At 55.7% G+C, this 23152-nt stretch carries 21 protein-coding genes; 14 read left to right on the plus strand and 7 right to left on the minus strand.

Annotated elements, in window-relative coordinates:
- The first annotated feature begins 84 nt into the window (after nucleotides 1-84).
- The 8 genes from ABEH87_RS20305 (at nucleotide 85) to ABEH87_RS20340 (ending at nucleotide 8186) form a co-directional block, all read left to right on the plus strand.
- Nucleotides 85-291, plus strand: a complete 207-nt coding sequence (locus ABEH87_RS20305; protein WP_346579055.1) for a lipoprotein — start codon at nucleotides 85-87, stop codon at nucleotides 289-291.
- A gap of 27 nt (nucleotides 292-318) precedes the next feature.
- The gene (dapF, locus tag ABEH87_RS20310; RefSeq protein WP_346579056.1) at nucleotides 319-1143 is read left to right on the plus strand and encodes a diaminopimelate epimerase; all 825 of its coding nucleotides are present in this window, start codon (nucleotides 319-321) and stop codon (nucleotides 1141-1143) included.
- Nucleotides 1140-1847, plus strand: a complete 708-nt coding sequence (locus ABEH87_RS20315; RefSeq protein WP_346579058.1) for a DUF484 domain-containing protein — start codon at nucleotides 1140-1142, stop codon at nucleotides 1845-1847. The genes dapF and ABEH87_RS20315 overlap by 4 nt, the downstream gene beginning before the upstream one ends.
- Nucleotides 1844-2752 (plus strand): tyrosine recombinase XerC, encoded by a 909-nt coding sequence (gene xerC / locus ABEH87_RS20320; protein ID WP_346579060.1) that lies wholly within the window; start codon nucleotides 1844-1846, stop codon nucleotides 2750-2752. The genes ABEH87_RS20315 and xerC overlap by 4 nt, the downstream gene beginning before the upstream one ends.
- Nucleotides 2752-3468, plus strand: a complete 717-nt coding sequence (gene yigB, locus ABEH87_RS20325; RefSeq protein ID WP_346579062.1) for a 5-amino-6-(5-phospho-D-ribitylamino)uracil phosphatase YigB — start codon at nucleotides 2752-2754, stop codon at nucleotides 3466-3468. The genes xerC and yigB overlap by 1 nt, the downstream gene beginning before the upstream one ends.
- A 59-nt stretch (nucleotides 3469-3527) precedes the next feature.
- Nucleotides 3528-5690, plus strand: coding sequence for a DNA helicase II (gene uvrD / locus ABEH87_RS20330; protein WP_346579064.1), 2163 nt, complete (start codon nucleotides 3528-3530; stop codon nucleotides 5688-5690).
- A 292-nt stretch (nucleotides 5691-5982) separates the two neighbouring features.
- On the plus strand, nucleotides 5983-6942 hold the full coding sequence (gene corA, locus ABEH87_RS20335) for a magnesium/cobalt transporter CorA (RefSeq protein WP_346579066.1): 960 nt from the start codon (nucleotides 5983-5985) through the stop codon (nucleotides 6940-6942).
- 200 nt (nucleotides 6943-7142) lie between these two features.
- Nucleotides 7143-8186: an AbrB family transcriptional regulator gene (locus ABEH87_RS20340; protein WP_346579068.1), complete on the plus strand. Its 1044-nt coding sequence runs from the start codon at nucleotides 7143-7145 to the stop codon at nucleotides 8184-8186.
- A 1-nt stretch (nucleotide 8187) separates the two neighbouring features.
- Here the strand turns inward: ABEH87_RS20340 and ABEH87_RS20345 are convergent, their stop codons facing one another.
- Nucleotides 8188-8658: a thioesterase family protein gene (locus ABEH87_RS20345; protein WP_346579070.1), complete on the minus strand. Its 471-nt coding sequence runs from the start codon at nucleotides 8656-8658 to the stop codon at nucleotides 8188-8190.
- A gap of 170 nt (nucleotides 8659-8828) precedes the next feature.
- Here ABEH87_RS20345 and pldA point away from each other — a divergent pair, with 170 nt between their 5' ends.
- Both pldA and recQ read left to right on the plus strand, forming a co-directional pair.
- Complete coding sequence (gene pldA, locus ABEH87_RS20350) at nucleotides 8829-9704, plus strand: phospholipase A (RefSeq protein WP_346579072.1); 876 nt, start codon at nucleotides 8829-8831, stop codon at nucleotides 9702-9704.
- 69 nt (nucleotides 9705-9773) lie between these two features.
- Complete coding sequence (recQ, locus tag ABEH87_RS20355; RefSeq protein ID WP_346579074.1) at nucleotides 9774-11606, plus strand: ATP-dependent DNA helicase RecQ; 1833 nt, start codon at nucleotides 9774-9776, stop codon at nucleotides 11604-11606.
- Nucleotides 11607-11686: 80 nt separating this feature from the next.
- Here the strand turns inward: recQ and rhtB are convergent, their stop codons facing one another.
- The gene (rhtB, locus tag ABEH87_RS20360; RefSeq protein ID WP_346579075.1) at nucleotides 11687-12310 is read right to left on the minus strand and encodes a homoserine/homoserine lactone efflux protein; all 624 of its coding nucleotides are present in this window, start codon (nucleotides 12308-12310) and stop codon (nucleotides 11687-11689) included.
- Nucleotides 12311-12424: 114 nt separating this feature from the next.
- Between rhtB and pldB the strand changes: the two genes are divergently transcribed.
- Complete coding sequence (gene pldB, locus ABEH87_RS20365; protein WP_346579077.1) at nucleotides 12425-13417, plus strand: lysophospholipase L2; 993 nt, start codon at nucleotides 12425-12427, stop codon at nucleotides 13415-13417.
- 63 nt (nucleotides 13418-13480) lie between these two features.
- On the plus strand, nucleotides 13481-14281 hold the full coding sequence (gene yigL, locus ABEH87_RS20370) for a sugar/pyridoxal phosphate phosphatase YigL (RefSeq protein ID WP_346579079.1): 801 nt from the start codon (nucleotides 13481-13483) through the stop codon (nucleotides 14279-14281).
- A gap of 60 nt (nucleotides 14282-14341) precedes the next feature.
- Here the strand turns inward: yigL and glpQ are convergent, their stop codons facing one another.
- From glpQ to metR, 4 genes are all read right to left on the minus strand, one after another.
- Nucleotides 14342-15388 carry a glycerophosphodiester phosphodiesterase gene (gene glpQ, locus ABEH87_RS20375; protein ID WP_346579114.1) on the minus strand — a complete coding sequence of 349 codons (1047 nt, stop codon included), beginning with the start codon at nucleotides 15386-15388 and terminating at the stop codon, nucleotides 14342-14344.
- 18 nt (nucleotides 15389-15406) lie between these two features.
- On the minus strand, nucleotides 15407-16753 hold the full coding sequence (gene glpT / locus ABEH87_RS20380; protein ID WP_346579081.1) for a glycerol-3-phosphate transporter: 1347 nt from the start codon (nucleotides 16751-16753) through the stop codon (nucleotides 15407-15409).
- Between the two features lie 365 nt (nucleotides 16754-17118).
- Nucleotides 17119-17592 (minus strand): DUF1456 family protein, encoded by a 474-nt coding sequence (locus ABEH87_RS20385; protein ID WP_346579082.1) that lies wholly within the window; start codon nucleotides 17590-17592, stop codon nucleotides 17119-17121.
- Between the two features lie 131 nt (nucleotides 17593-17723).
- Nucleotides 17724-18662, minus strand: a complete 939-nt coding sequence (gene metR / locus ABEH87_RS20390) for an HTH-type transcriptional regulator MetR (RefSeq protein WP_346579083.1) — start codon at nucleotides 18660-18662, stop codon at nucleotides 17724-17726.
- Between the two features lie 126 nt (nucleotides 18663-18788).
- Here metR and metE point away from each other — a divergent pair, with 126 nt between their 5' ends.
- Nucleotides 18789-21062, plus strand: a complete 2274-nt coding sequence (gene metE, locus ABEH87_RS20395; protein WP_346579085.1) for a 5-methyltetrahydropteroyltriglutamate--homocysteine S-methyltransferase — start codon at nucleotides 18789-18791, stop codon at nucleotides 21060-21062.
- A gap of 55 nt (nucleotides 21063-21117) precedes the next feature.
- Here the strand turns inward: metE and ABEH87_RS20400 are convergent, their stop codons facing one another.
- The gene (locus tag ABEH87_RS20400) at nucleotides 21118-21954 is read right to left on the minus strand and encodes a dienelactone hydrolase family protein (RefSeq protein ID WP_346579086.1); all 837 of its coding nucleotides are present in this window, start codon (nucleotides 21952-21954) and stop codon (nucleotides 21118-21120) included.
- A gap of 287 nt (nucleotides 21955-22241) precedes the next feature.
- On the opposite strand from ABEH87_RS20400, the gene udp reads away from it, so the two are divergent.
- Entirely contained in the window at nucleotides 22242-23003 is a 762-nt protein-coding gene (gene udp, locus ABEH87_RS20405) for a uridine phosphorylase (RefSeq protein ID WP_346579088.1), read from the plus strand.
- The last annotated feature ends 149 nt before the right edge of the window (nucleotides 23004-23152 follow it).

Here is a 23152-nt window from a genome sequence, read left to right on the forward strand (position 1 = left end):
TCCCTGTTTCGCTTTTCCTGTTGCTTTTCGACCTTCACCTGCGATGATAGACAGCAAATAAAATCTTTCGCGAGCAGATAGAGAATGAAGAAAACGATTTGCCAGCTGGCACTGTTGCTTACAGTTGCCAGCCTGTCGGGATGTGGGCTGAAAGGCCCGCTCTATTTCCCTCAAAATGAGCCGCCGAAATCACAAGTGACTCAGCCAGCCCCGGCAACCCCATCCGCTGATGCCCGGCAGACAACAACTCCTGCCACCACCAACGGCCAGAGTGCGCAACCGGCCCAGTAACCTATGACGCACCCGGCGGAGCAGAAAATGCAGTTCTCAAAAATGCACGGTCTCGGCAACGACTTCATGGTTGTTGATGCCGTGACGCAAAACGTTTATTTCTCTCCAGAGCTGATCCGCCGCCTGGCCGATCGTCACCTGGGGATCGGCTTTGATCAGCTACTGATCGTTGAGCCGCCTTACGATCCCGATCTCGACTTCCACTACCGTATCTTCAACGCCGACGGTAGTGAAGTGGCGCAGTGCGGCAACGGTGCCCGCTGTTTTGCCCGTTTCGTGCGGCTAAAAGGGCTGACCAACAAAAACGATATTCGTGTCAGTACGCAAACCGGCCGCATGATACTCAGCGTTAACCAGGATGAACTGGTTTGCGTGAATATGGGTGAACCTAATTTTGAACCGCAGCAGGTACCGTTCCGCGCGAACAAAGCGGAAAACATTTATCTGATGCGTGCCGCTGAACAAACCGTAATGTGTGGTGTAGTTTCGATGGGCAACCCCCACTGCGTGTTACAGGTTGAGAGCGTCAAAACGGCCACGGTCGAATCGCTTGGCCCGGTGCTGGAAAGCCACGAGCGATTCCCTGAGCGGGTTAACGTTGGTTTTATGGAAGTGGTCAGCCGCGAACACATTCGTCTGCGCGTTTATGAACGTGGCGCGGGTGAGACCCAGGCCTGTGGCAGCGGCGCGTGTGCCGCCGTGGCGGTGGGTATTCAGCAGCTGTTGCTCAGCGATAAAGTGCGGGTTGACCTGCCCGGCGGCACGTTAAACATCGCCTGGAAAGGACCGGGAAATCCTCTGTATATGACCGGCCCAGCCACTCACGTTTATGACGGGTTTATTCACTTATGAAAAATGTCGGAGAACAGCAGGACGCTGGCGAAATATTGCTGGACGATCGCACGGTGAGCGAGTTTCTGCTGCAAAATCCAGACTTCTTTATTCGTAACGCTCGCCAGGTCGAGCAGATGATCGTGCCACATCCGGTACGCGGGTCGGTGTCACTGGTGGAGTGGCAGCTGGCGCGCCAGCGCAATCATATTCAGCAGCTGGAAGAAGATATTACATTGCTGATGGAACAGGCCAGTGCTAACCAGCAGCTTTTCGATCGGCTCTTCGCCCTGCAGGGACGGCTGGCGGCGGCGACCAGTCTGCATGACATGCTTAACCGCCTGCACCGCTGGGCCCGTGAGTTTGGTCTGGCGGGTGCCAATATTCGTCTGTTCAGCGAGAAATGGCGCATTGGTGCTCCTTCTGACTTTACCCAACTCGCCTTACCGCGTCAGGCATTTGAATCGGTAAGGATCCAGCGTCTCGGCAAACAGAATCACTATCTCGGTAGCCTCAACGGCCCTGAGCTGTTGTTATTACTGCCGCAGGCAAAAGCTATTGGTTCGGTCGCGATGTCGCTGTTGGGGGAAGAGGGGGATCTCGGCGTGTTGATTTTCAGCAGCCGTGATAACCAGCATTATCAGTCGGGTATGGGTACGGTGCTTTTGCAGCACCTGTCGCTCATGCTGCCGCAGCTTCTCTCACGCTGGGTTGAACGGGTGTGAGCAACGAATCGCCTCTGCTTCCCGCCGTAGAGGGCTTCCTGCGTTATCTGAAAGTTGAGCGTCAGCTCAGTCCCCTGACCCAGACCAGCTATCATCGCCAGCTCAGCGCCGTGATTGCTTTGCTGGATGAACTTAACGTCAGTGACTGGCCACGGCTGGATGCGGCGCTGGTGCGTTCGCTGGCGGCCCGCAGCAGCCGGAGCGGGCTGAAACCTGCCAGCCTGGCGTTACGTCTTTCCGCGTTACGCAGCTTCCTCGACTGGCTGATTAGCCAGGGAGTCATCAACGCGAATCCGGCGAAAGGCGTTGCCACGCCGCGTGCGGGAAGACATCTCCCGAAAAATATTGATGTGGATGAAGTGAACCAGCTGCTGGATATCGACCTGAACGATCCGCTGGCGGTGCGAGACCGTGCCATGCTGGAAGTGATGTACGGTGCAGGGCTACGTCTGTCAGAGCTGGTGGGCATCGACCTGCGTCATCTCGACCTTGCTTCCGGTGAAGTCTGGGTGGTTGGCAAGGGCAGCAAAGAGCGCCGTCTGCCGATTGGCCGCACCGCAGTGCACTGGATTGAACACTGGCTGGTGCTGCGCGAGCTGTTTGCCCCGCAGGACGATGCGCTATTCCTGTCGAAACTGGGTAAGCGCATCTCAGCGCGTAACGTGCAAAAGCGGTTCGCTGAGTGGGGGGTTAAGCAGGGGCTGTCCAGCCATGTTCACCCGCATAAACTACGGCACTCTTTCGCCACGCATATGCTTGAATCCAGCGGTGATCTGCGCGCGGTACAGGAACTGCTGGGGCATGCCAATCTGACCACCACGCAGATCTATACCCATCTCGACTTTCAACACCTGGCGTCGGTTTACGATGCTGCTCATCCCCGTGCGAAACGAGGAAAATCCTGATGCACTTTTACCGACCACTGCGCCCGATCGCGGCGATGACCTTCGACCTTGATGACACCCTGTATGACAACTATCCGGTGATATGCCGGACGACCGAGGAGTCCCATGCGGCGCTGCAGGCGTACCATCCTTTACTGAAAGAATACACCGTTATGCAGTATCAGCAGGTCCGTGACCGCCTGCTGGCTGCCGAACCGGAAATCTATCACGACGTCAGCGAGTGGCGTCGTCGCGCTGTAGAGCAGGCGATGCTTGATGTCGGTATCGCCGCCTCGCAGGCCGCCAGTGGTTCGTGTGAGGTGATGGCGGTGTTTGCCCACTGGCGCAGCCAGATTGACGTGCCGCAGGAAACGCATAAGACGCTGGCCGCGCTGGCGCAGCGCATGCCGCTGGTCGCCATCACCAATGGCAATGCAGAACCGCATCTGTGCGGACTGGACCCGTATTTTCAGTTCGTGCTGCGCGCGGGGCCGGACGGCCGGGCTAAACCGTATCAGGATATGTACCATGCCGCCGCTGAAAAGCTGAATCTGCGGCCTGAGCAAATCCTGCACGTTGGTGACGATCTCACTACTGATGTGGCCGGAGCGGTTCGCTGTGGGATGCAGGCGTGCTGGATAAATGCGCACAACGGCAATCTGATGGACATCAACGATGCCCGCCTGCTTCCGACGCTGGCAATTTCGCAGTTGGCATCGCTGACTGCGCTGGTATAATAAGCTGGTTAAATATCCAGTGGGCGGCCTGATGCTGCCCCCGATCCCCGACGGTGCCTATGGACGTTTCTGACCTGCTCGACAGCTTGAATGACAAACAACGCGAAGCCGTGGCCGCGCCGCGCAGCAACCTGCTGGTGCTGGCGGGGGCGGGCAGTGGTAAAACCCGTGTGCTGGTTCATCGTATTGCCTGGCTGATGGCGGTAGAAAACTGTTCCCCCCATTCGATTATGGCGGTGACCTTTACCAATAAAGCGGCAGCAGAGATGCGTCACCGCATTGAGCAGCTGATTGGCACCAGTCAGGGCGGGATGTGGATCGGGACGTTCCACGGGCTCGCTCACCGTCTGCTGCGCGCGCATCACCTGGATGCCAACCTGCCGCAGGACTTCCAGATCCTCGACAGTGAAGACCAGCTGCGGCTGTTAAAGCGGCTGATCAAGGCGATGAACCTTGACGACAAGCAGTGGCCGGCTCGCCAGGGGATGTGGTACATCAACGGCAAAAAAGACGAAGGGCTGCGCCCGAAACATATCGAAAGCTACGGTAACCCGATTGAACAGACCTGGCTGCGTATCTATCAGGCCTATCAGGAAGCCTGCGATCGTGCCGGGCTGGTGGACTTTGCCGAGCTGCTGCTGCGCGCCCATGAGCTGTGGCTGAATAAGCCACATATTCTCAATCACTATCGTGAACGCTTCAGCAATATCCTCGTCGACGAATTCCAGGATACCAACAACATTCAATACGCGTGGATCCGTATGCTGGCGGGTGACACCGGTAAAGTCATCATCGTTGGTGATGATGACCAGTCTATCTACGGCTGGCGCGGGGCGCAGGTGGAAAACATTCAGCGCTTCCTGAAGGATTTTCCCGGTGCAGAAACTATCCGTCTGGAACAGAACTACCGCTCAACCAACAATATCCTGAAGGCGGCGAATGCGCTGATCGCCAATAACAGCGGCCGTCTTGGTAAAGAGCTGTGGACCGAGGACAGCGACGGTGAGCAGATCGCCCTCTACTGTGCTTTCAACGAGCTGGATGAAGCCCGCTTTGTCGTTAACCGCATTAAAGTGTGGATGGAGAACGGCGGAGCGCTGAACGACTGCGCCATTCTCTATCGCAGTAACGCCCAGTCGCGCGTGCTGGAAGAAGCCCTGCTGCAAACCAGTATGCCTTACCGTATCTATGGCGGGATGCGCTTCTTCGAACGTCAGGAAATCAAAGATGCGCTGGCTTATCTGCGCCTGATCTCCAACCGTAACGACGATGCCGCCTTCGAACGCGTGATCAACACGCCGACCAGAGGGATTGGCGACCGGACGCTCGACGTGGTGCGCCAGACCGCACGTGAGCGCCAGCTGACGCTGTGGCAAACCACGCGGGCGCTGTTGCAGGAAAAAGCGCTGGCGGGTCGTGCAGCATCGGCGCTGCAACGTTTCACCGAGCTGGTCGATTCGCTCGCGCATGAAACGGCCGAGATGCCGCTGCATGTGCAGACTGACCGGGTGATCAAAGATTCGGGCCTGTGGCTGATGTACGAGCAGGAAAAAGGCGAGAAGGGTCAGGCGCGTATCGAAAACCTTGAAGAGCTGGTCAACGCCACGCGGCAGTACGCTTATCAGGATGAAGATGAAGACCTGATGCCGCTGCAGGCGTTTCTTTCCCACGCGGCGCTGGAGGCGGGTGAAGGGCAGGCTGACAAATGGCAGGATGCCGTGCAGCTGATGACCATGCATGCGGCCAAAGGGCTGGAGTTTATGCAGGTGTTTATTGTCGGCATGGAAGAGGGGATGTTCCCCAGCCAGATGTCACTGGATGAAGGCGGCCGACTGGAAGAGGAGCGTCGTCTGGCCTATGTCGGCGTGACGCGTGCCATGCAGAAGCTGACCCTGACCTACGCAGAAACGCGTCGGCTTTATGGTAAGGAAGTGTATCACCGTCCGTCGCGCTTTATCGGTGAGCTGCCGGAAGAGTGTGTGGAAGAAGTACGACTGCGCGCCAGCGTCAGCCGTCCGGTTAACCATCAGCGCATGGGAACGCCGGTCGCGAAAAATGACAGTGGATTCGCTCTGGGCCAGCGTGTTCACCATGCCAAGTTTGGTGAGGGAACCATCGTCAACCTGGAGGGGAGCGGTGAGCACAGCCGTTTGCAGGTGGCATTCCAGGGGCAGGGCATTAAGTGGCTGGTTGCCGCTTATGCCAAACTTGAAGCCATGTGACAGCGGCAGGGCGTATGGCCCCGCTTGACGCCTTTTTCGTCTCAGCGTAACATGCGCCCACCATTACCCTAAGAGGACATTCGCCTTGGACACACCCAGTACATACTGGCTCATTGACCTGTTTTCCAGGTACAACTCCTAAGGCTATCCTCTTCTGCCGATAGCCTTCGTGGTTGTTGGCGACCTGCATTTCCCGTCGCTCTGAGTCAGTGGTGATCGCTGACAGAAACATCTGTTTCCCGTGTTCAAGCGCTCTGTCCCATTTTGTTACTGTGAATTGGGAGTACAGCTTATGTTGAGCGCATTTAAACTCGACCAAAACCGTCTGACCCGCCTTGAACTGGATGAAAGTGAAGCCAGGGACGAGCTGATCGGTTCCGTCTGGGTCGATTTGATCGAACCGGAAGAAGCTGAGCGCGATCGGGTACAAAACGAGCTGGGCCAGAGTCTGGCGACACGCCCTGAACTGGAAGATATCGAGGCCTCGGCACGTTTCTTTGAAGATGAAGATGGCCTGCATATTCACTCATTTTTCTTTTATGAAGATGCAGACGACCATGCAGGCAACTCGACGGTGGCCTTCACCATTCGCGAAGGGCGACTGTATACCCTGCGTGAACGCGAACTCCCTGCTTTTCGTCTTTACCGCATGCGGGCACGTAACCAGGTTCTGACCGACGGGAACGCATACGAGCTGCTGCTGGACCTGTTTGAGACCAAAATCGAACAGCTGGCGGACGAGATCGAGAATATCTACAGTGACCTGGAGAAACTGAGTCGCGTCATTATGGAAGGGCAGCAGGGCGATGCGTTTGATGAGGCGCTGTCGACGCTGGCCGAACTGGAAGATATTGGCTGGAAGGTCCGTCTTTGTCTGATGGATACCCAGCGCGCGCTCAACTTCCTGGTGCGCAAGGCACGTCTGCCGGGGAATCAGCTGGAGCAGGCGCGCGAGATCCTGCGCGATATCGAGTCCCTGCTGCCGCACAATGAATCCCTGTTCCAGAAGGTGAACTTCCTGATGCAGGCGGCAATGGGTTTCATCAATATCGAGCAGAACCGCATCATCAAAATCTTCTCGGTGGTGTCGGTGGTGTTCCTGCCGCCAACGCTGGTGGCCTCCAGCTACGGGATGAACTTCGAGTTCATGCCGGAACTGAAATGGAGCTTCGGCTATCCGGGGGCCATTGGCCTGATGATTCTCGCCGGGCTGGCACCTTACGCCTACTTTAAGCGCAAGAACTGGCTGTAAAGCGTCGAAAGTGAGGGATCCCGTCGCCCTGGCGTGAGATCCCTCACTGATTTTTCCGGCACCGGCTTGAGAAACGTATCAAGCCCCGCCCCAGCGGTTTTTTTCTGTCGCCATGCCCGAATCACCCTTCCTGAACTGGCGCATCATTGCCCGAACGCGTACTCTTTAACCTCTTCTTTCAATAGATAAAGTTTCACTATATGGAACGAATTTCTCTGCGCGGGCAGTGGGCGGTTCTTGTTGTCGTCTCGCTACTGTCTGGATTTGCACTTCAGGCTTTCCATGTCCCGGCGGCGCTGCTGCTTGGTCCGATGATTGTCGGCGTGGTGATGGGGCTGTGCGGGGCGCAGATTCGCATTGATAAACGTATCTTTGTGCTGTGCCAGGCGGTACTGGGCTGCATGATTGCGCAAAGCCTGTCACCGTCGATCCTGCGACCGCTGATCGCTGACTGGCCGGTGGTGCTGGCGGTACTGGTCCTCACGCTGGCAGCCAGTGCGCTGTCGGGCTATTTACTGGTGCGTTTTAGTAGCCTGCCGGGCCCCACCGGAGCGTGGGGATCGTCACCGGGTGGGGCATCCGCAATGGTTGCGATGGCGGGAGACTTCGGGGCCGACACCCGGCTGGTGGCATTTATGCAGTATCTGCGGGTGCTGTTTGTCGCTACCGCTGCCGCAATTGTGGCGCGTATTGGTCTGGGCGAACAAACACAGGCTGTCGATATCGTGTGGTTTCCCGCACCTGACACCGGCTTTGCCGCAACAATTTGCGTGATGCTGCTGGGCGCGTTTCTTGGCCAAAAATTCAGAATTCCTTCCGGCGCGCTGCTGCTGCCGGCCATTATGGGGGCGACGCTGCACACCAGCGGAGCGGTAAGTCTACAGGTGCCGGAGTGGCTGCTGGCGCTGGCTTATGCGCTGATCGGCTGGACCGTCGGGCTGCGCTTCACCCGCCCGGTGTTTCTGCTGGCGCTGCGCACGCTGCCGCAGATGGTGATATCCATTATTGGCCTGATGCTGCTCTGCGCGGCAATGGCGTGGATGCTGACCAAAACGTTGGATATCGATCTGCTGACTGCTTATCTGGCAACCAGCCCCGGCGGGCTGGATACCGTAGCGATCATTGCCGCCGGCAGCCGGGTAGATATGGCATTTGTAATGGCGATGCAGACGCTGCGTCTGTTCACCATCCTGTTTACCGGCCCGGCGCTGGCGCGCTTTCTCTCGCGCTATGCGCGCAACTGATTCAGCCAATCAGATAGGTCGCCGTGGCGCTGGCAATATGCATTCCGGCGTCATTGTGGAGTTCAACGCGCGCCACGGACACTTTGTTCCCCCCGCGCAGCAGGCTGCTGCTGGCGGTGAAGCGTTCGCCCCGTCCGGGACGTAAATAATCGACCCGCAGGTCAATCGTCCCCATGCGCGATAAGCGCTGGCGCAGCTCTTCGTCGGTAATGGTTTCCTGGCGGGTCAACGCGCTGGTGACGCACACCAGTCCGGCAGCTACGTCCAGCACTGAAGCAATCACACCACCATGCAGGATCTTCTGCGCAGAGTTACCCACCAGCATGGTCTGGTTTGCCAGGCTCAGCTCGGCATAGTCTGACTCCAGCCGGTCAAGTTCCAGCCCCAGCGCACGATTGAAGGGCATGTGGTAGACAAAAATCTCACCGATCAGGCGGCGGGCGGCAGCCTGATCCAAAGGTACTGCTGACATGAGCGGCTTTCCTGTAATGCGTTCTGAGTAAAATCAGGTTAATAGGATGTATATATTATGCTTCGTTGTTAGTGCTTTCCACTTTCAGAAATGAGCACTAATCCCCTAGGAATTTTCTGTGTAGAATGGCGTGCTTTTTATCCACTTATCGGCCTCTCTGGGAGAACTCTATGGCTCTGCTGAAAGGATTGCTGGCGTCAGCAATTCTGTTTCCGACATTAGTGCTGGCTCAGGAAGCCACGGTTAAAGTAATCCATGACCGTCCTGCGGTGAAGGGCAGTATTATTGCCAACATGCTGGAGAAACATGACAACCCGTTTGTTTTGTTACCTTATGAAAGCAACTATCTGTTGTATACCGATACCAGCAACATTAATAAGGAAGCGATCGAGTCTTACAACTGGGACAAAACGAAACACGATGAAGTGAAGTTTCAGCTGAGCCTCGCTTTCCCGCTGTGGCGTGGCATTCTCGGTGACAACTCGGTGCTTGGCGCATCCTATACTCAGAAATCCTGGTGGCAGCTCTCTAACCGCAGTGCCTCTTCGCCGTTCCGCGAAACCAACTACGAGCCGCAGATTTTCCTCGGTTTTGCTACCGACTACAGCTTTGCTGGCTGGACGCTGCGTGATGTTGAAACCGGCGTGAACCATCAGTCTAACGGCCGCTCTGATCCGACCTCGCGCAGCTGGAACCGCGTTTATGCACGTCTGATGGCAGAAAACGGTAACTGGCTGGTGGAAGTGAAACCCTGGTACCGTCTTCCAGAAAGTGAAAATAATGACGATAACCCGGATATCACCAAATACATGGGGTATTATCGCCTGACGGTGGGTTATCAGTGGGGCGAGAGCATCTTCAGCGTGAAGAGCCAGTACAACTGGAACAGCGGCTACGGCGGCGCCGAGCTGGGCTGGAGCTATCCAATAACCGAGCATGTGCGTTTTTACACGCAGGTATACAGCGGTTATGGTGAATCCCTGATTGACTACAACCATCGTCAAACGCGCGTCGGTGCCGGCGTGACGCTTAACGACCTGTTCTAAGGTCGCCGCTTACCGGGCTGGTTTTGCCGCCCGGTTGAAAATTCAGTCACTACAGATTTTGGGGACGATGTGTCTACGGCAGCAGTGATCAATACAGAAACGCTGGCAGAACAGGTATTACGCGAGACCTTCGGCTATCAGCAGTTTCGCCCTGGACAACAGACGATCATTCAGGCCTCGCTTAACGGGCGTGATTGTCTGGTTGTGATGCCAACAGGTGGTGGAAAATCGCTCTGCTATCAGGTCCCGGCTCTGGTGCGTGAGGGGCTGACGCTGGTGGTATCGCCGCTGATCTCTCTGATGAAAGATCAGGTCGATCAACTGCTGGCGAACGGCGTATCCGCTGCGTGTCTTAACTCGACGCAGAACCGTGAAGAGCAGCAGGAAGTGATGGCCGGCTGTCGTACCGGCAAAATCCGCCTGCTCTACATCGCCCCTGAACGTCTGATGATGGACAACTTCCTTGAGCAGCTAACGCACTGGAACCCGGCCATGCTGGCGGTGGATGAAGCCCACTGTATTTCCCAGTGGGGCCACGATTTCCGCCCTGAATACGGTGCCCTGGGCCAGCTGCGTCAGCGGCTGCCGCACGTGCCGGTCATGGCGTTGACCGCCACCGCAGATGAAACCACCCGTAACGATATTGCCCGCCTGCTTCAGCTTGACGATCCGCTCATCCAGGTCAGCAGCTTCGACCGGCCGAATATTCGCTATACGCTGGTGGAAAAATTTAAACCGACGGAACAGCTGCTGCGCTATGTGCAGGATCAGCGCGGCAAGTGCGGCATCATTTACTGTAACAGCCGGGCGAAAGTGGAAGACACTGCCGCCCGCCTGCAAAGCCGTGGCCTGAGCGTCGGGGCTTATCATGCCGGTATGGATAACGCTCATCGCGCACAGGTTCAGGAAGCCTTCCAGCGTGACGATCTGCAAATTGTTGTGGCGACCGTTGCCTTTGGCATGGGCATCAACAAACCCAATGTCCGTTTTGTTGTGCACTTTGATATCCCGCGCAATATCGAATCCTACTATCAGGAAACCGGGCGCGCCGGGCGTGATGGTCTGCCTGCTGAAGCACTGCTGCTGTACGATCCGGCCGATATGGCCTGGCTGCGCCGCTGTCTGGAAGAGAAAGCACCGGGGCCACTCCAGGATATTGAGCGCCATAAGCTGAATGCCATGGGGGCGTTTGCCGAAGCACAGACCTGCCGCCGCCTGGTCCTGCTCAATTACTTTGGCGAAGGGCGGCAGCAGCCGTGTGACAACTGCGACATTTGCCTGGATCCGCCACGCCGCTATGACGGCCTGGTTGAAGCGCAAAAAGCGCTCTCCTGCATCTATCGCGTCGGCCAGCGCTTCGGCATGGGCTATATCGTGGAGATCCTGCGCGGGGCGAATAATCAGCGTATCCGCGATATGCAGCACGATAAATTACCCGTTTACGGCATCGGTCGCGAGCAAAGCCACGAGCACTGGACCAGCGTACTGCGTCAGCTGATTCACCTCGGGCTGGTAACGCAAAATATTGCCATGCACTCAGCGTTGCAGCTGACGGAGGCCGCACGGCCGACCCTGCGCGGCGAAGTCCCGCTGATGCTGGCTGTGCCGCGTCTGGTGAGCGTTAAACCGCGTAACAGCAATCAGAAATCTTATGCTGGAAGCTACGATCGCAAGCTGTTTGCCAAACTGCGCAAGCTGCGTAAGTCGATCGCCGATGAGGTGAATGTTCCGCCATACGTGGTATTCAACGATGCCACGCTGATTGAAATGGCCGAACAGATGCCGCTGACGGCGTCAGAGATGCTGAGTGTGAATGGGGTCGGGCATAAGAAGCTGGAACGCTTTGGCAAGCCATTCCTGGTAATGATCAAAGAGCACGTTGACGGTGACGACGGCGAATAATTTTTAACGCGGGCCGATCGAAAAACGGTCGGCCTCCTGCAGTTGTAGGGGCGACCTTTTTTTCCGGTCGACCCGATTATTCAGGCAATCCTGCGCGCCGATGCCAGCAGGGCACCTACCGCAATAAACAAGCCCCCGAAAATCCGGTTAAGCAGTTTCATCTGATGCGGGCCTTTGATCCACGCGGAGATGCGCGTTGCCAGCGTCGCGTAACCAATCATCACGATGATATCGACCACCACCGTGGTGACACCAAGCACCAGGTACTGCATCGCCTGTGGCTGGTGCGGCAGGATAAACTGCGGGAAAAGTGCCGCCAGAAACACAATACTTTTCGGGTTGGTCATATTGACCAGTACCGCGCGTTTAAACAGTTTACGGCGTGGCATCGCTTTTGCGACGGCATTCAGGTCGATAGCGCCGGCAGAGCGCCACTGCTGAATACCCAGCCAGACCAGGTAAGCCGCCCCCGCCCATTTCAGAATTTCAAAGGCCAGCAGTGACTGGGAAAATAATGCCCCCAGCCCGATGCCAACCAGCACAATATGCAGCGACAGCCCAACCTGAAGCCCGGAAATTGACGCGACGGCACCGCGATAGCCGTGGCTGATACCGGTACTCATCGTATTGATGGCACCAGAGCCCGGCGACAGACTTAAAATGCTGGTTGTTAACAGATAGGTCAGCCACCACTCGATGGTCATGGGTAAAACTCCCGGAAAACGCTCATTTGTGACACAATACGTTATTGTTGAATGCTGCGCTACGGGCAACCTCGCCCCTTTGAGAGCGGATTGCCCTTTCTGGAAAGAAACCTGATGGAACATCGCAAACACAGCTGGTTAACGCGGGAAAAAGCCTTTGCGGCATTTGCCACCGGGCCGCTGCTGGATTTCTGGAAATTGCGTGAAGAGGACGAATTTGTCGGGGTTGAGAACGTGCCGATTCGCTACGTCCGCTTCATTTCACCGCAACACGACAAAGTTATTCTGCTCTGCCCCGGGCGCATAGAAAGCTACGTGAAATACCCCGAAGTCGCCTACGACCTGTTCCTGAACGGTTATGATGTGATCATTATCGATCACCGTGGCCAGGGGCGATCCGGCCGCCTGTTGCAGGATTCGCACCGGGGACATGTGGTCGAGTTTGAAGACTATGTTGACGATCTCGAAACGCTATATCTTAAAGAGGTTGTTTCCCGTCACTACCGGCGTCGCTATGCGCTGGCGCATTCGATGGGCGGGGCGATACTGGCGCTGATGCTGGCGCGCCAGCCGACGGCCTTTGATGCGGTCGTGCTGGCCTCGCCGATGTTCGGTATTTACCTGCCGATGCCGCTGTGGATGGCCCATCAGATCCTCAACTGGGCGGAAAAACGTCCGGCGGTGCGCGAGGGGTACGCGCTCGGCACCGGGAAATGGCATGCGCGCCCGTTTGCCATTAATGAACTGACCCACAGCCGCGAGCGCTATCGCCGCAACCTGCGTTTTTATGCCGATGACCCCGGCTTGCGCGTAGGGGGGCCCACTTATCACTGGGTGCGGGAAGGGGTACGTGCCGGGCAGAGTATTTTAAGCCAGGCGGCCCGGATTACGACACCGCTGCTGCTGCTGCAGGCCTCTGACGATAAAGTCGTCGATAACCGTGCTCAGGATCTGTTTTGTCAGACGATGATGTCCGCCGGCCAGCCCTGTGAGGGGGGGAAACCCAGAGTGATCGACGGTGCCCGCCACGAGATCCTGTTCGAAAAAGACAGCATGCGAGCAGAGGCCTTAGAGGCCATCTTCGCCTTTTTTGAACGTCACTCGTAAGTCGCAAAAATTAAGTTACCGGCAGGCACTGCAGTCTGCCAGAAAATATTAATCAGAGGTGTTATGTACCGTATTGTTGCTTCAGATCTGGATGGCACGCTGCTGTCACCAGACCATACGCTTTCCCCTTATGCCCGCGAAACGCTGCAGTTGCTGACCCGTAAAGGTGTGCACTTTGTCTTTGCCACCGGTCGTCACTATATTGATGTGGCACAAATGCGCGACAGCCTGGGTATCGACGCCTATATGATTACCTCCAACGGCGCACGCGTGCACAACACCGCCGGTGAGCTGGTGTTCAGCCACAACCTGGATGAAGACATCGCGCTTGAGCTGTTTACGATGCAGCACGCGAACCCGGATATTTTCACCAACGTGTATCGCGATGAAGAGTGGTTCCTCAACCGCCATCGCCCCGAAGAGGTGGATTTCTTTCGTGAGTCGGACTTCAATTACCAGCTCTATCAGCCAGGCCAGCTGCAGACAGATGGCATCAGCAAGGTATTTTTCACCTGTGCGATTCCTGAACTACTGGTCCCGCTGGAACTGGCACTGATAGCGCGCTGGGGCGATCGGGTCAACGTCAGCTTCTCGCTGCCAACCTGCCTGGAAGTGATGGCCGGTGGGGTATCGAAAGGGCATGCACTGGATGCCGTATCAAAATCACTCGGTTACTCGTTGCAGGAGTGCATCGCCTTTGGCGACGGTATGAATGATAAAGAGATGCTGAGTATGGCGGGCAAAGGCTGCATTATGAGTAACTCCCATCAGCGCCTGAAAGATATCCTGCCGGAGCTGGAAGTGATTGGCTCTAATGCCGACCAGGCCGTGCCCAACTATTTGCGTAAGCTGTTTAACGTTTAAGGTTAGGACGTCCAGGGGCCGATCGTCGGTTTCGATCGGCCCTTTACCATGATGATTATTTCATCGCTCTAAAAAATGCACCGCTTTATCCGGGAAGTCGGTAAATAATCCGTCGACATCGGCCTTGTGGTAAAGCAGGTCGTAGAGCTGATCGACGTTGCTGACATACGGCGGCAGCTGGTCAGCGCGTACGGTATAAGGGTGTACCACCATCTTATTCAGATGAGCTTCTTTCACCATATTGGTCAGATGCACATCGCCGCGTTTTGAACCATCCGCTATCAGCATATGGTAATCCGGCCCGATCCCGTCGGCATACTGCGCAATGGTTTTCATCGCGCCCGGCTTGAACATCCAGTCATAGCTGTAGTTCACCCACTTGCCGTCACGCTGCTCCTGGGTTTCATCCCATTTGGTGTAGGCGATCAGCTGTACCAGCTTCAGGTTCATCCCGCGCTGTGGTTCCAGCTCGGTTTTGATGCGCTTCACTTCGTTGTAGTCAAAGCACTGTAAATAGACCTTATCGTTCTTACCGCTGTAGCCATACTGCTTCAGAACATCCAGCACCTTCGCAGAGATATCCTTGCCTTCTTTACGGTGGAACCACGGGGCTTTAATCTCGGTATAAATACCGATGTTTTTACCCGTGGAGTGGTTCAGACCCTGGATAAACTCCAGTTCTTCTTCAAAGGTATGCACACGGAAGTCGGACTTACCCATCGGGAAACGTCCGGGGAATGTCTGGACCTTTTTACCGTTTTTAATTTCAAAGCCTTCGGTGAACGCCAGGCTTTTGATCTCGGCCAGCGTAAAGTCGATGGCGTAATAGCGCCCGTCGGCGCGCGCGCGCTGGGGGAAGCGCGTGGCGACATCGGTGACGCGATCGAGATAATGGTCATGCAGCACCACCAGCCGATCGTCTTTAGTCATCACCAGATCCTGCTCAAGGTAGTCAGCGCCCTGAGCATAGGCCATCGCTTTAGCTGGCAGGCTATGTTCCGGCAGGTAACCGCTGGCCCCGCGATGCGCAATGACAATCGGTGAGGTACTCGCGGCTGTCGCCGCGAGAGAGGTGGTCAGTAATAAGGTGGCGATAATATTTTTCAACATAATAACCCTTCCTGATTAGAGCGCGCTCAGCCGCTGCTTATGTTTTTTCTCGCTTAACATGGTCATGGTCAGCAGAATAACCGCCAGCACACAGCCGCCAATCATGATGATGAAGCCGCCATCCCAGCCGAAGTAATCCACGGTGTAACCGACGATAGCGCTGGCGGCAACAGAACCCCCAAGATAGCCAAACAGACCGGTAAAGCCTGCTGCAGTTCCCGCCGCTTTCTTCGGCGCCAGCTCCAGGGCATGCAGACCAATCAGCATCACCGGGCCGTAAATCAGGAAGCCAATCGTCATCATACAGGCCATATCCACGCCAGGATTCCCTGCCGGATTCATCCAGTACACCACAGTGGCGATGGTGACCAGCACCATAAAGAACACACCGGTCGCGCCGCGATTACCTTTGAATACTTTGTCCGACATCCATCCGCACAGCAGCGTGCCTGGAATACCGGCATATTCGTAGAAGAAATAGGCCCACGACGACTTATCCAGCGTGAAGTGTTTCACTTCTTTCAGGTAGGTCGGTGACCAGTCGAGAATGCCGTAACGCAGCAGGTAAACAAACACGTTGGCCAGGGCGATATACCACAGCAGTTTGTTGGGCAGAATGTACTGCATAAAGATCTGCTTAGCGGTCAGCTCTTCTTCATGCTTTTCATCGTAGTTCGGCGGGTAGTCGTTCTTATATTCTTCAATCGGCGGCAGCCCGCACGACTGCGGCGTGTCGCGCATCAGAGCAAACGCAATAATTGCGATGAGAATGGCGCCAAAAGCAGGCATATATAGCGCGGCTTTCCAGTCATTAAACCAGGCCATTCCCAGCAGGAACAGCAGCGGGGGAATACCGCCGCCGACGTTGTGCGCACAGTTCCACACGGAAACAATACCGCCACGCTCTTTCTGTGACCACCAGTGCACCATGGTTCGACCGCACGGTGGCCAGCCCATACCCTGGAACCATCCACACAGGAACAGCAGAACAAACATCACCATAATGCTGGACGTTGCCCACGGGACGAAGCCCATAAACAGCATCACCGCAGCGGCAAGGATCAGCCCGGCAGGCAGGAAGACACGCGGATTGGAACGGTCAGAAACCGAGCCCATAATGAATTTTGAGAAACCGTAGGCGATAGAAATACCGGAAAGCGCAAAACCCAGGTCGCCACGCGAAAAGCCCTGTTCAATCAGGTAGGGCATCGCCAGGGCGAAGTTTTTACGTACCAGATAATAAGCAGCATAGCCGAAGAATATGCCGAGAAATATCTGCCAGCGAAGCTTGCGATATAACGGATCAACGCGGCTGTCATCAACGCGTGGTTGATGTGCAGCAGGTTTGAAAAAACTAAGCATTAAGGACTCCCAATGGCTCGAAAGAATGACATCCGGCACCGAATGCGCACAAAAGAGGCATTACCCGGCGATGACAGGGTGAAATGTTCTATTTCGCGCATAGCGTAGTCGTTATCAAAAATAGTGACTGTGAAGAAGGGCGCAAATGTTACAGTTTTATGACGAAATGGCTATATTGCCATCACATAATGGTGATTTATTTTCGCATTGAAACTATGAAGCGTGATTAGTATCACAAAATGAAAACCATACAGATAATCTGGATTTCGTTTGGTGAGTGTTTATGTTCTAAAAGGAAGGTTTTGCATTTGGAGAGGGAAACAGGGATTAACGCCAGCAGCTGACGTTAATCGGTAAGCGGGGGTTCAGGCTTGCTTAGTAGGACGAATTTTCATCGTCAGACCTTTCAGGAAATTACGCAGGATTTGATCGCCGCACTCACGATAGTTTTTATGCCCCGGTTTACGGAAGATAGCGCCAATCTCTGACTGTCCTACCGCAAAATCGGCACTTTTCAACAATTCCAGAATGTCGGTCGTTTTCAGATCAAAAGCCACACGCAGCTTTTTCATCAGAATATTATTGGTCATCTTACGTTCAATGGATGGCGCAGGGGCCTCTTCGCTTTTACCGCGACGTTCAAAAATCAGGCCATTGAGAAAGTAACCCATGATGACGTCAGGGCAGGGGCGGAAACCGGCTTCATCCTCTTTTTTCAGGAAGCTGTGTACTTCGGCTTCGGTGACTTCGCTCTCTGCCAGCGCCAGAATGCTTACAACTTTTGCATCGCTTAAATTCAGCATGTAACGCACGCTGCGCAGGACATCATTATTGGTCATAGTAACTCTCTGTAGTGAAACAATTGCAGTGGGCGCAGTATAACTCTTCGTCCCTCAGGCTGCATCTGCGTTAGCGGGACGTTCACCTCAATGGCTTTTATGATGCCAGCACGAGGCTGGCGGCGAGGGCGTTACGGATGACTGACGGAAGGATGCGGGATGCCTGGCCGTGACGCATCGCGCACGCGGGGAAGATGATCGCAGGCATGCTGGCGCGCAGAACGGATGAAGGCTTCCGTCACCGGCTGGCGCTGTTCACCATCGCGCACTGCCGCATAAAGGCGGCTCCACAGGCCATCACCCAGCGTTTTGGTGACCACCAGCCCCTGATGTTCAAAACTCTCCACCACCCAGTGTGGCAGCGCAGCAATCCCCATCTGTGCCGACACCATCTGAATCAACAGCAGCGTATTGTCCACGCTTTTCAGCGTCGGGCTGATGCCGGCTGGCTGCAGAAAATGCCGCCAGATATCCAGTCGCTGACGCTGGACCGGATAGATCATCAGTACCTCGCGGGCCAGATCCTCCGGTGAGATATGGGCTTTTTGCGCCAGCGGATGGTCGGGAGCCAGCACCAGGCGCACCTCAAAATCAAACATCGGTGCATAGAACAGCCCGCTACGCGGCAGGATATCCGAGGTCAGCACCACGTCCAGCTCTCCCTGCTGCAGGGCAGGCTGCGGGTCAAAGGTCACACCCGATTTGAAATCCATCATCACCTGCGGCCAGCTCTGACGAAAGTTGTTCAGCGCAGGCGTCAGCCACTGGATACAGCTGTGGCATTCAATAGCGATGCGCAGTGTTGTCTGATGCGGTTCGTGGCAGGCCTGTAATGCCTGCTGGATCTGCGGCAATACCTGTTCCGCCAGCTGCAGCAAAATTTCGCCCTGGGCCGTGAAGCGCAGCGGCTGGCTTTTACGCACAAACAGTCGGAAACCGAGACGTTGCTCCAGGTCGCTGAACTGATGAGACAGCGCGGATTGCGTTTGATGAAGCTGAGCCGCCGCTGCCGCAAGCGAACCGGTCGTCCGCAGTGCCTGCAGCGTGCGCAGGTGTTTAAGTTCGATCATGAGAGTCCTTCACATCGACAGTGAATATTTTGCGCTTGTGGATAATACAGTACCTGCACAAGATAGCGGTGTAAACATCTGGATGGCTAAATGCGTCGGCAAAGATTAATTAACGAGGCACAACTGATGACTATTCTGAACCATATTCTCGGATTCCCCCGCGTTGGTCTGCGTCGCGAGTTAAAAAAAGCGCAGGAAAGCTACTGGGCGGGTAACAGCTCCCAGGAAGAACTGCTGGCCACCGGCCGCGAACTGCGTGCCCGCCACTGGCAACAGCAGAAAGAGGCGGGCGTGAATTTGCTGCCGGTCGGAGACTTCGCCTGGTACGATCACGTACTGACTACCAGTCTGTTGCTGGGTAACGTTCCGGCGCGCCACCAGAATAAAGATGGCTCAGTTGACCTTGATACTCTTTTTCGCCTGGGCCGTGGTCGTGCACCGACCGGTGAACCTGCTGCGGCGGCAGAAATGACCAAATGGTTTAACACCAACTATCACTACATGGTGCCGGAATTCGTTCAGGGCCAGCAGTTTAAACTGAGCTGGACCCAACTGCTGGATGAGGTGGATGAAGCGCTGGCACTGGGTCATAAAGTGAAACCTGTGCTGCTGGGGCCGGTGACTTACCTGTGGCTTGGCAAAGTGAAAGGGGAGCCGTTTGACCGTCTGAGCCTGCTGCACGATATCCTGCCGGTTTATCAGCAGGTGCTGGATGAACTGGCGAAACGCAATATTGAATGGGTGCAGCTCGATGAACCAGCGCTGGCACTGGAACTGCCCGCCGAGTGGCTGGCTGCTTTTAAACCGGCCTGTGATGCGTTACAGGGCAAGTGCAAACTGCTGCTGACTACCTATTTCGACAGCATTGGTCAGAACATGGATACCATTGCCGCACTGCCGGTGCAGGGCCTGCACGTTGACCTGGTTCACGGCAAAGATGACATCACTGCACTGAACAGCAAACTGCCGGCACACTGGCTGCTGTCCGTCGGTGTGATCAACGGCCGTAACGTCTGGCGCGCCGATCTCAGCCGCTGGTTTGAGCGCCTGCAACCGCTGCTGACCACACGTAAGCAGCTGTGGGTCGGCTCTTCCTGTTCACTGCTGCACAGCCCAATCGACCTGAGCGTAGAAACCCGCCTGGATGAGGAAGTGAAGAGCTGGTTTGCCTTTGCTCTGCAAAAGTGTGCCGAGCTTTCACTGTTATCCGATGCCCTGAACAATAATGACCCGGTGTCGCTGGAAGCCTGGAGCGCGCCGGTGCGCGCGCGCCAGCACTCCACCCGCGTGAACAATGCCGCAGTCGCCCGGCGTCTGGCAGGGATCACCGCCAGAGACAGCCAGCGCAGCAATCACTATCAGGTTCGGGCGAAGGCTCAGCGCCAGCGTTTCCAGCTACCGGCGTGGCCAACCACGACGATTGGATCTTTCCCACAGACCCCCGAGATCCGCGGTCTGCGACTTGATTTCAAACAGGGGCGCCTGGATGGCAGCCACTACCGTACCGGCATCGCTGAACACATTAAGCAGGCCATCGCGGAGCAGGAACGTTTAGGCCTGGACGTCCTGGTTCATGGGGAAGCCGAACGTAACGACATGGTGGAATATTTCGGTGAAAACCTTGATGGTTTCATTTTCACGCAGAACGGCTGGGTGCAGAGCTACGGTTCACGCTGCGTGAAACCCCCGGTCATCATCGGTGATATCAGTCGTCCGAAAGCGATCACCGTCGAATGGGCCCGATATGCTCAGTCCCTGACTGACAAACCGGTTAAAGGTATGCTGACAGGCCCGGTAACGATCCTGTGCTGGTCGTTTCCGCGTGAAGATGTGCCGCGTGAAATCATCGCCAGACAGATAGCCCTGGCGCTGCGTGACGAAGTGGAAGACCTGGAAAAAGCGGGTATCGGTATCATTCAGATCGACGAACCGGCACTGCGTGAAGGTTTACCGCTGCATCGTTGCGACTGGGCTGCTTATCTGGAGTGGGCGGTAGATGCCTTCCGTCTGAATGCCGCTGTGGCGCGGGATGACACCCAGATTCATACCCACATGTGTTACTGCGAGTTCAATGACATCATGGATTCGATTGCCGCACTGGATGCTGACGTGATCACCATCGAGACGTCACGTTCAGATATGGAACTGCTGGAGTCGTTTGAAGAGTTCGAATATCCGAATGAAATGGGTCCCGGCGTGTATGACATTCACTCGCCAAACGTTCCTGCCGTGGAGTGGATAGAAGCGCTGCTGCTGAAAGCGGCACAGCGCATCCCGCCTGAACGTCTGTGGGTTAACCCGGACTGCGGTCTGAAAACGCGGGGCTGGACAGAAACCCGTCAGGCTCTGGCAAACATGGTAAAAGCGGCGCAGAACCTGCGTCACGCTCAGCCAGCGTAATTCTCTGTGTTGTTGATATTGTCGTCGTGATGAGGGGCGCAACGCGCCCCTTTTTTTATGCTTTTGGCGCAACGCCATACTGTTTAAACCACGCCAGCATCCGCTGCCAGCCATCGCGCGCTGACTCTGCGTGATAGCTCGGGCGATAGTCAGCATTAAAGGCGTGCCCGGCATCAGGGTAAACAATAATCTCTGCACTGGCATTCGCCGCACGCAGCGCCTGACGCATGGTTTCCACGCTCTCCTGCGGAATGCTGTCATCTTTACCGCCATACAGCCCTAACACCGGAGAGTTGAGGTCTACCGCAATATCGACCGGTTGTTTCTGCTGCTTCATGGTTTTTTCACCCACCAGCTTGCCGTACCAGGCCACGGCGGCTTTCAACTGCGGATTGTGTGCCGCATACAGCCAGGTTATCCGTCCTCCCCAGCAAAAACCCGTCGCGGCCATATTGCGCATATCTCCGCCGTGACGGGATGCCCAGTTTGCGACGTGATCGAGATCGGCCAGCACCTGGCTGTCAGGCACCTGACTCACCAGCTCGCTGAATAAGGTAGGGATATCGGTGTAATCAGCGGGATCGCCCTGACGGAAATAGAGTTCAGGGGCAACGGCCAGGTAACCCTCAGCCGCCAGACGACGGCAGACATCCCGGATATGCTCATGAACGCCAAAAATTTCCTGGATCACCAGCACCACCGGCAGCAGCCCATCGGCGTGACGCGGCTTAGCATGGAAAGCAGGCATATTCTCGCCCTGAGTAGGGATGGAGGTCTCGCCCGAAAGAATATCAGCGCTGTCAGTGGTGATTGTGGTGGCTGCAGTAGGAAGTGTTGCAGGCGCGAAGCCCTTGTTGCTCAGTTCTTGAGTCATGTTATCTTCAGTTTTCATGGTCCTCTCCGTGCAGGCACTTATGCAATCTGCTAAATATAGCCAGGAATGCGATGGGTCAGAACTTGAATGAGGATATCTCTTTATCACCTGATAAGGCTGAACCACAGGGCAACTTGTGTCAAAGTGACGGCATCAAATAGTTAAGTGTGATGGGTGTCACCTTTTATGGTGCAACTGATGTAATTTTCATGTCTATTGGCGACCTTTATCACACAAAAATGCACAGAATTGGCATACATTAGCGTCCAGTTAATTATCACCGCTTACCGCGACAGGAGTTTGAAATGGCACAGTCTGACGTTTTCCATCTCGGTTTAACCAAAGCCGACCTACAGGGGGCCACGCTGGCTATCGTGCCGGGTGACCCGGAGCGCGTGAAAAAAATCGCTGCTCTGATGGATAATCCGGTTCATCTGGCTTCGCATCGCGAATTCACCACCTGGCGCGCTGAGTTATCCGGCAAGCCGGTGATTGTCTGCTCAACGGGTATCGGGGGGCCATCCACCTCGATTGCTGTTGAAGAGCTGGCCCAGCTGGGTGTGCGTACCTTCCTGCGGGTGGGAACGACCGGGGCGATTCAGCCCGATATCAATGTAGGTGATGTGCTGGTTACTACCGGCTCCGTTCGTCTTGATGGCGCCAGCCTGCACTTTGCCCCGCTGGAGTTCCCGGCGGTGGCAGACTTTACCTGTACCACTGCGCTGGTGGAGGCTGCCAAAGCCGCCGGAGCGACCACCCATATCGGTATTACCGCTTCTTCCGACACCTTCTATCCGGGTCAGGAACGTTATGACACTTTCTCCGGTCGCGTGGTCAGTCGCTTCCAGAACTCAATGAAAGAGTGGCAGCAGATGGGTGTGCTGAACTATGAGATGGAATCGGCAACGTTGCTCACCATGTGTGCCAGCCAGGGACTGCGTGCCGGGATGGTAGCCGGGGTGATTGTTAACCGTACGCAGCAGGAAATTCCGGATGCGGAAACCATGAAACGCACCGAAAGCGATGCGGTGAAAATTGTCGTTGAAGCCGCACGTCGCCTGATCTGACGTGGCTATCTGCAGGCCGTGTTCACGCGCGGCCTGCAACTTCTCTCCTTCCTCGCGATAAATTCAGATCCCCCTCGCTAATTCTGCCTCTCACGGCCAGTTCGCTGCTTTTTATCTGGACATTCATACAGTGCGCCTCTATTTTTCCC

Source organism: Erwinia sp. Eh17-17 (assembly GCF_039675725.1).
In the GTDB taxonomy this organism is placed as follows: Bacteria; Pseudomonadota; Gammaproteobacteria; order Enterobacterales; family Enterobacteriaceae; genus Erwinia.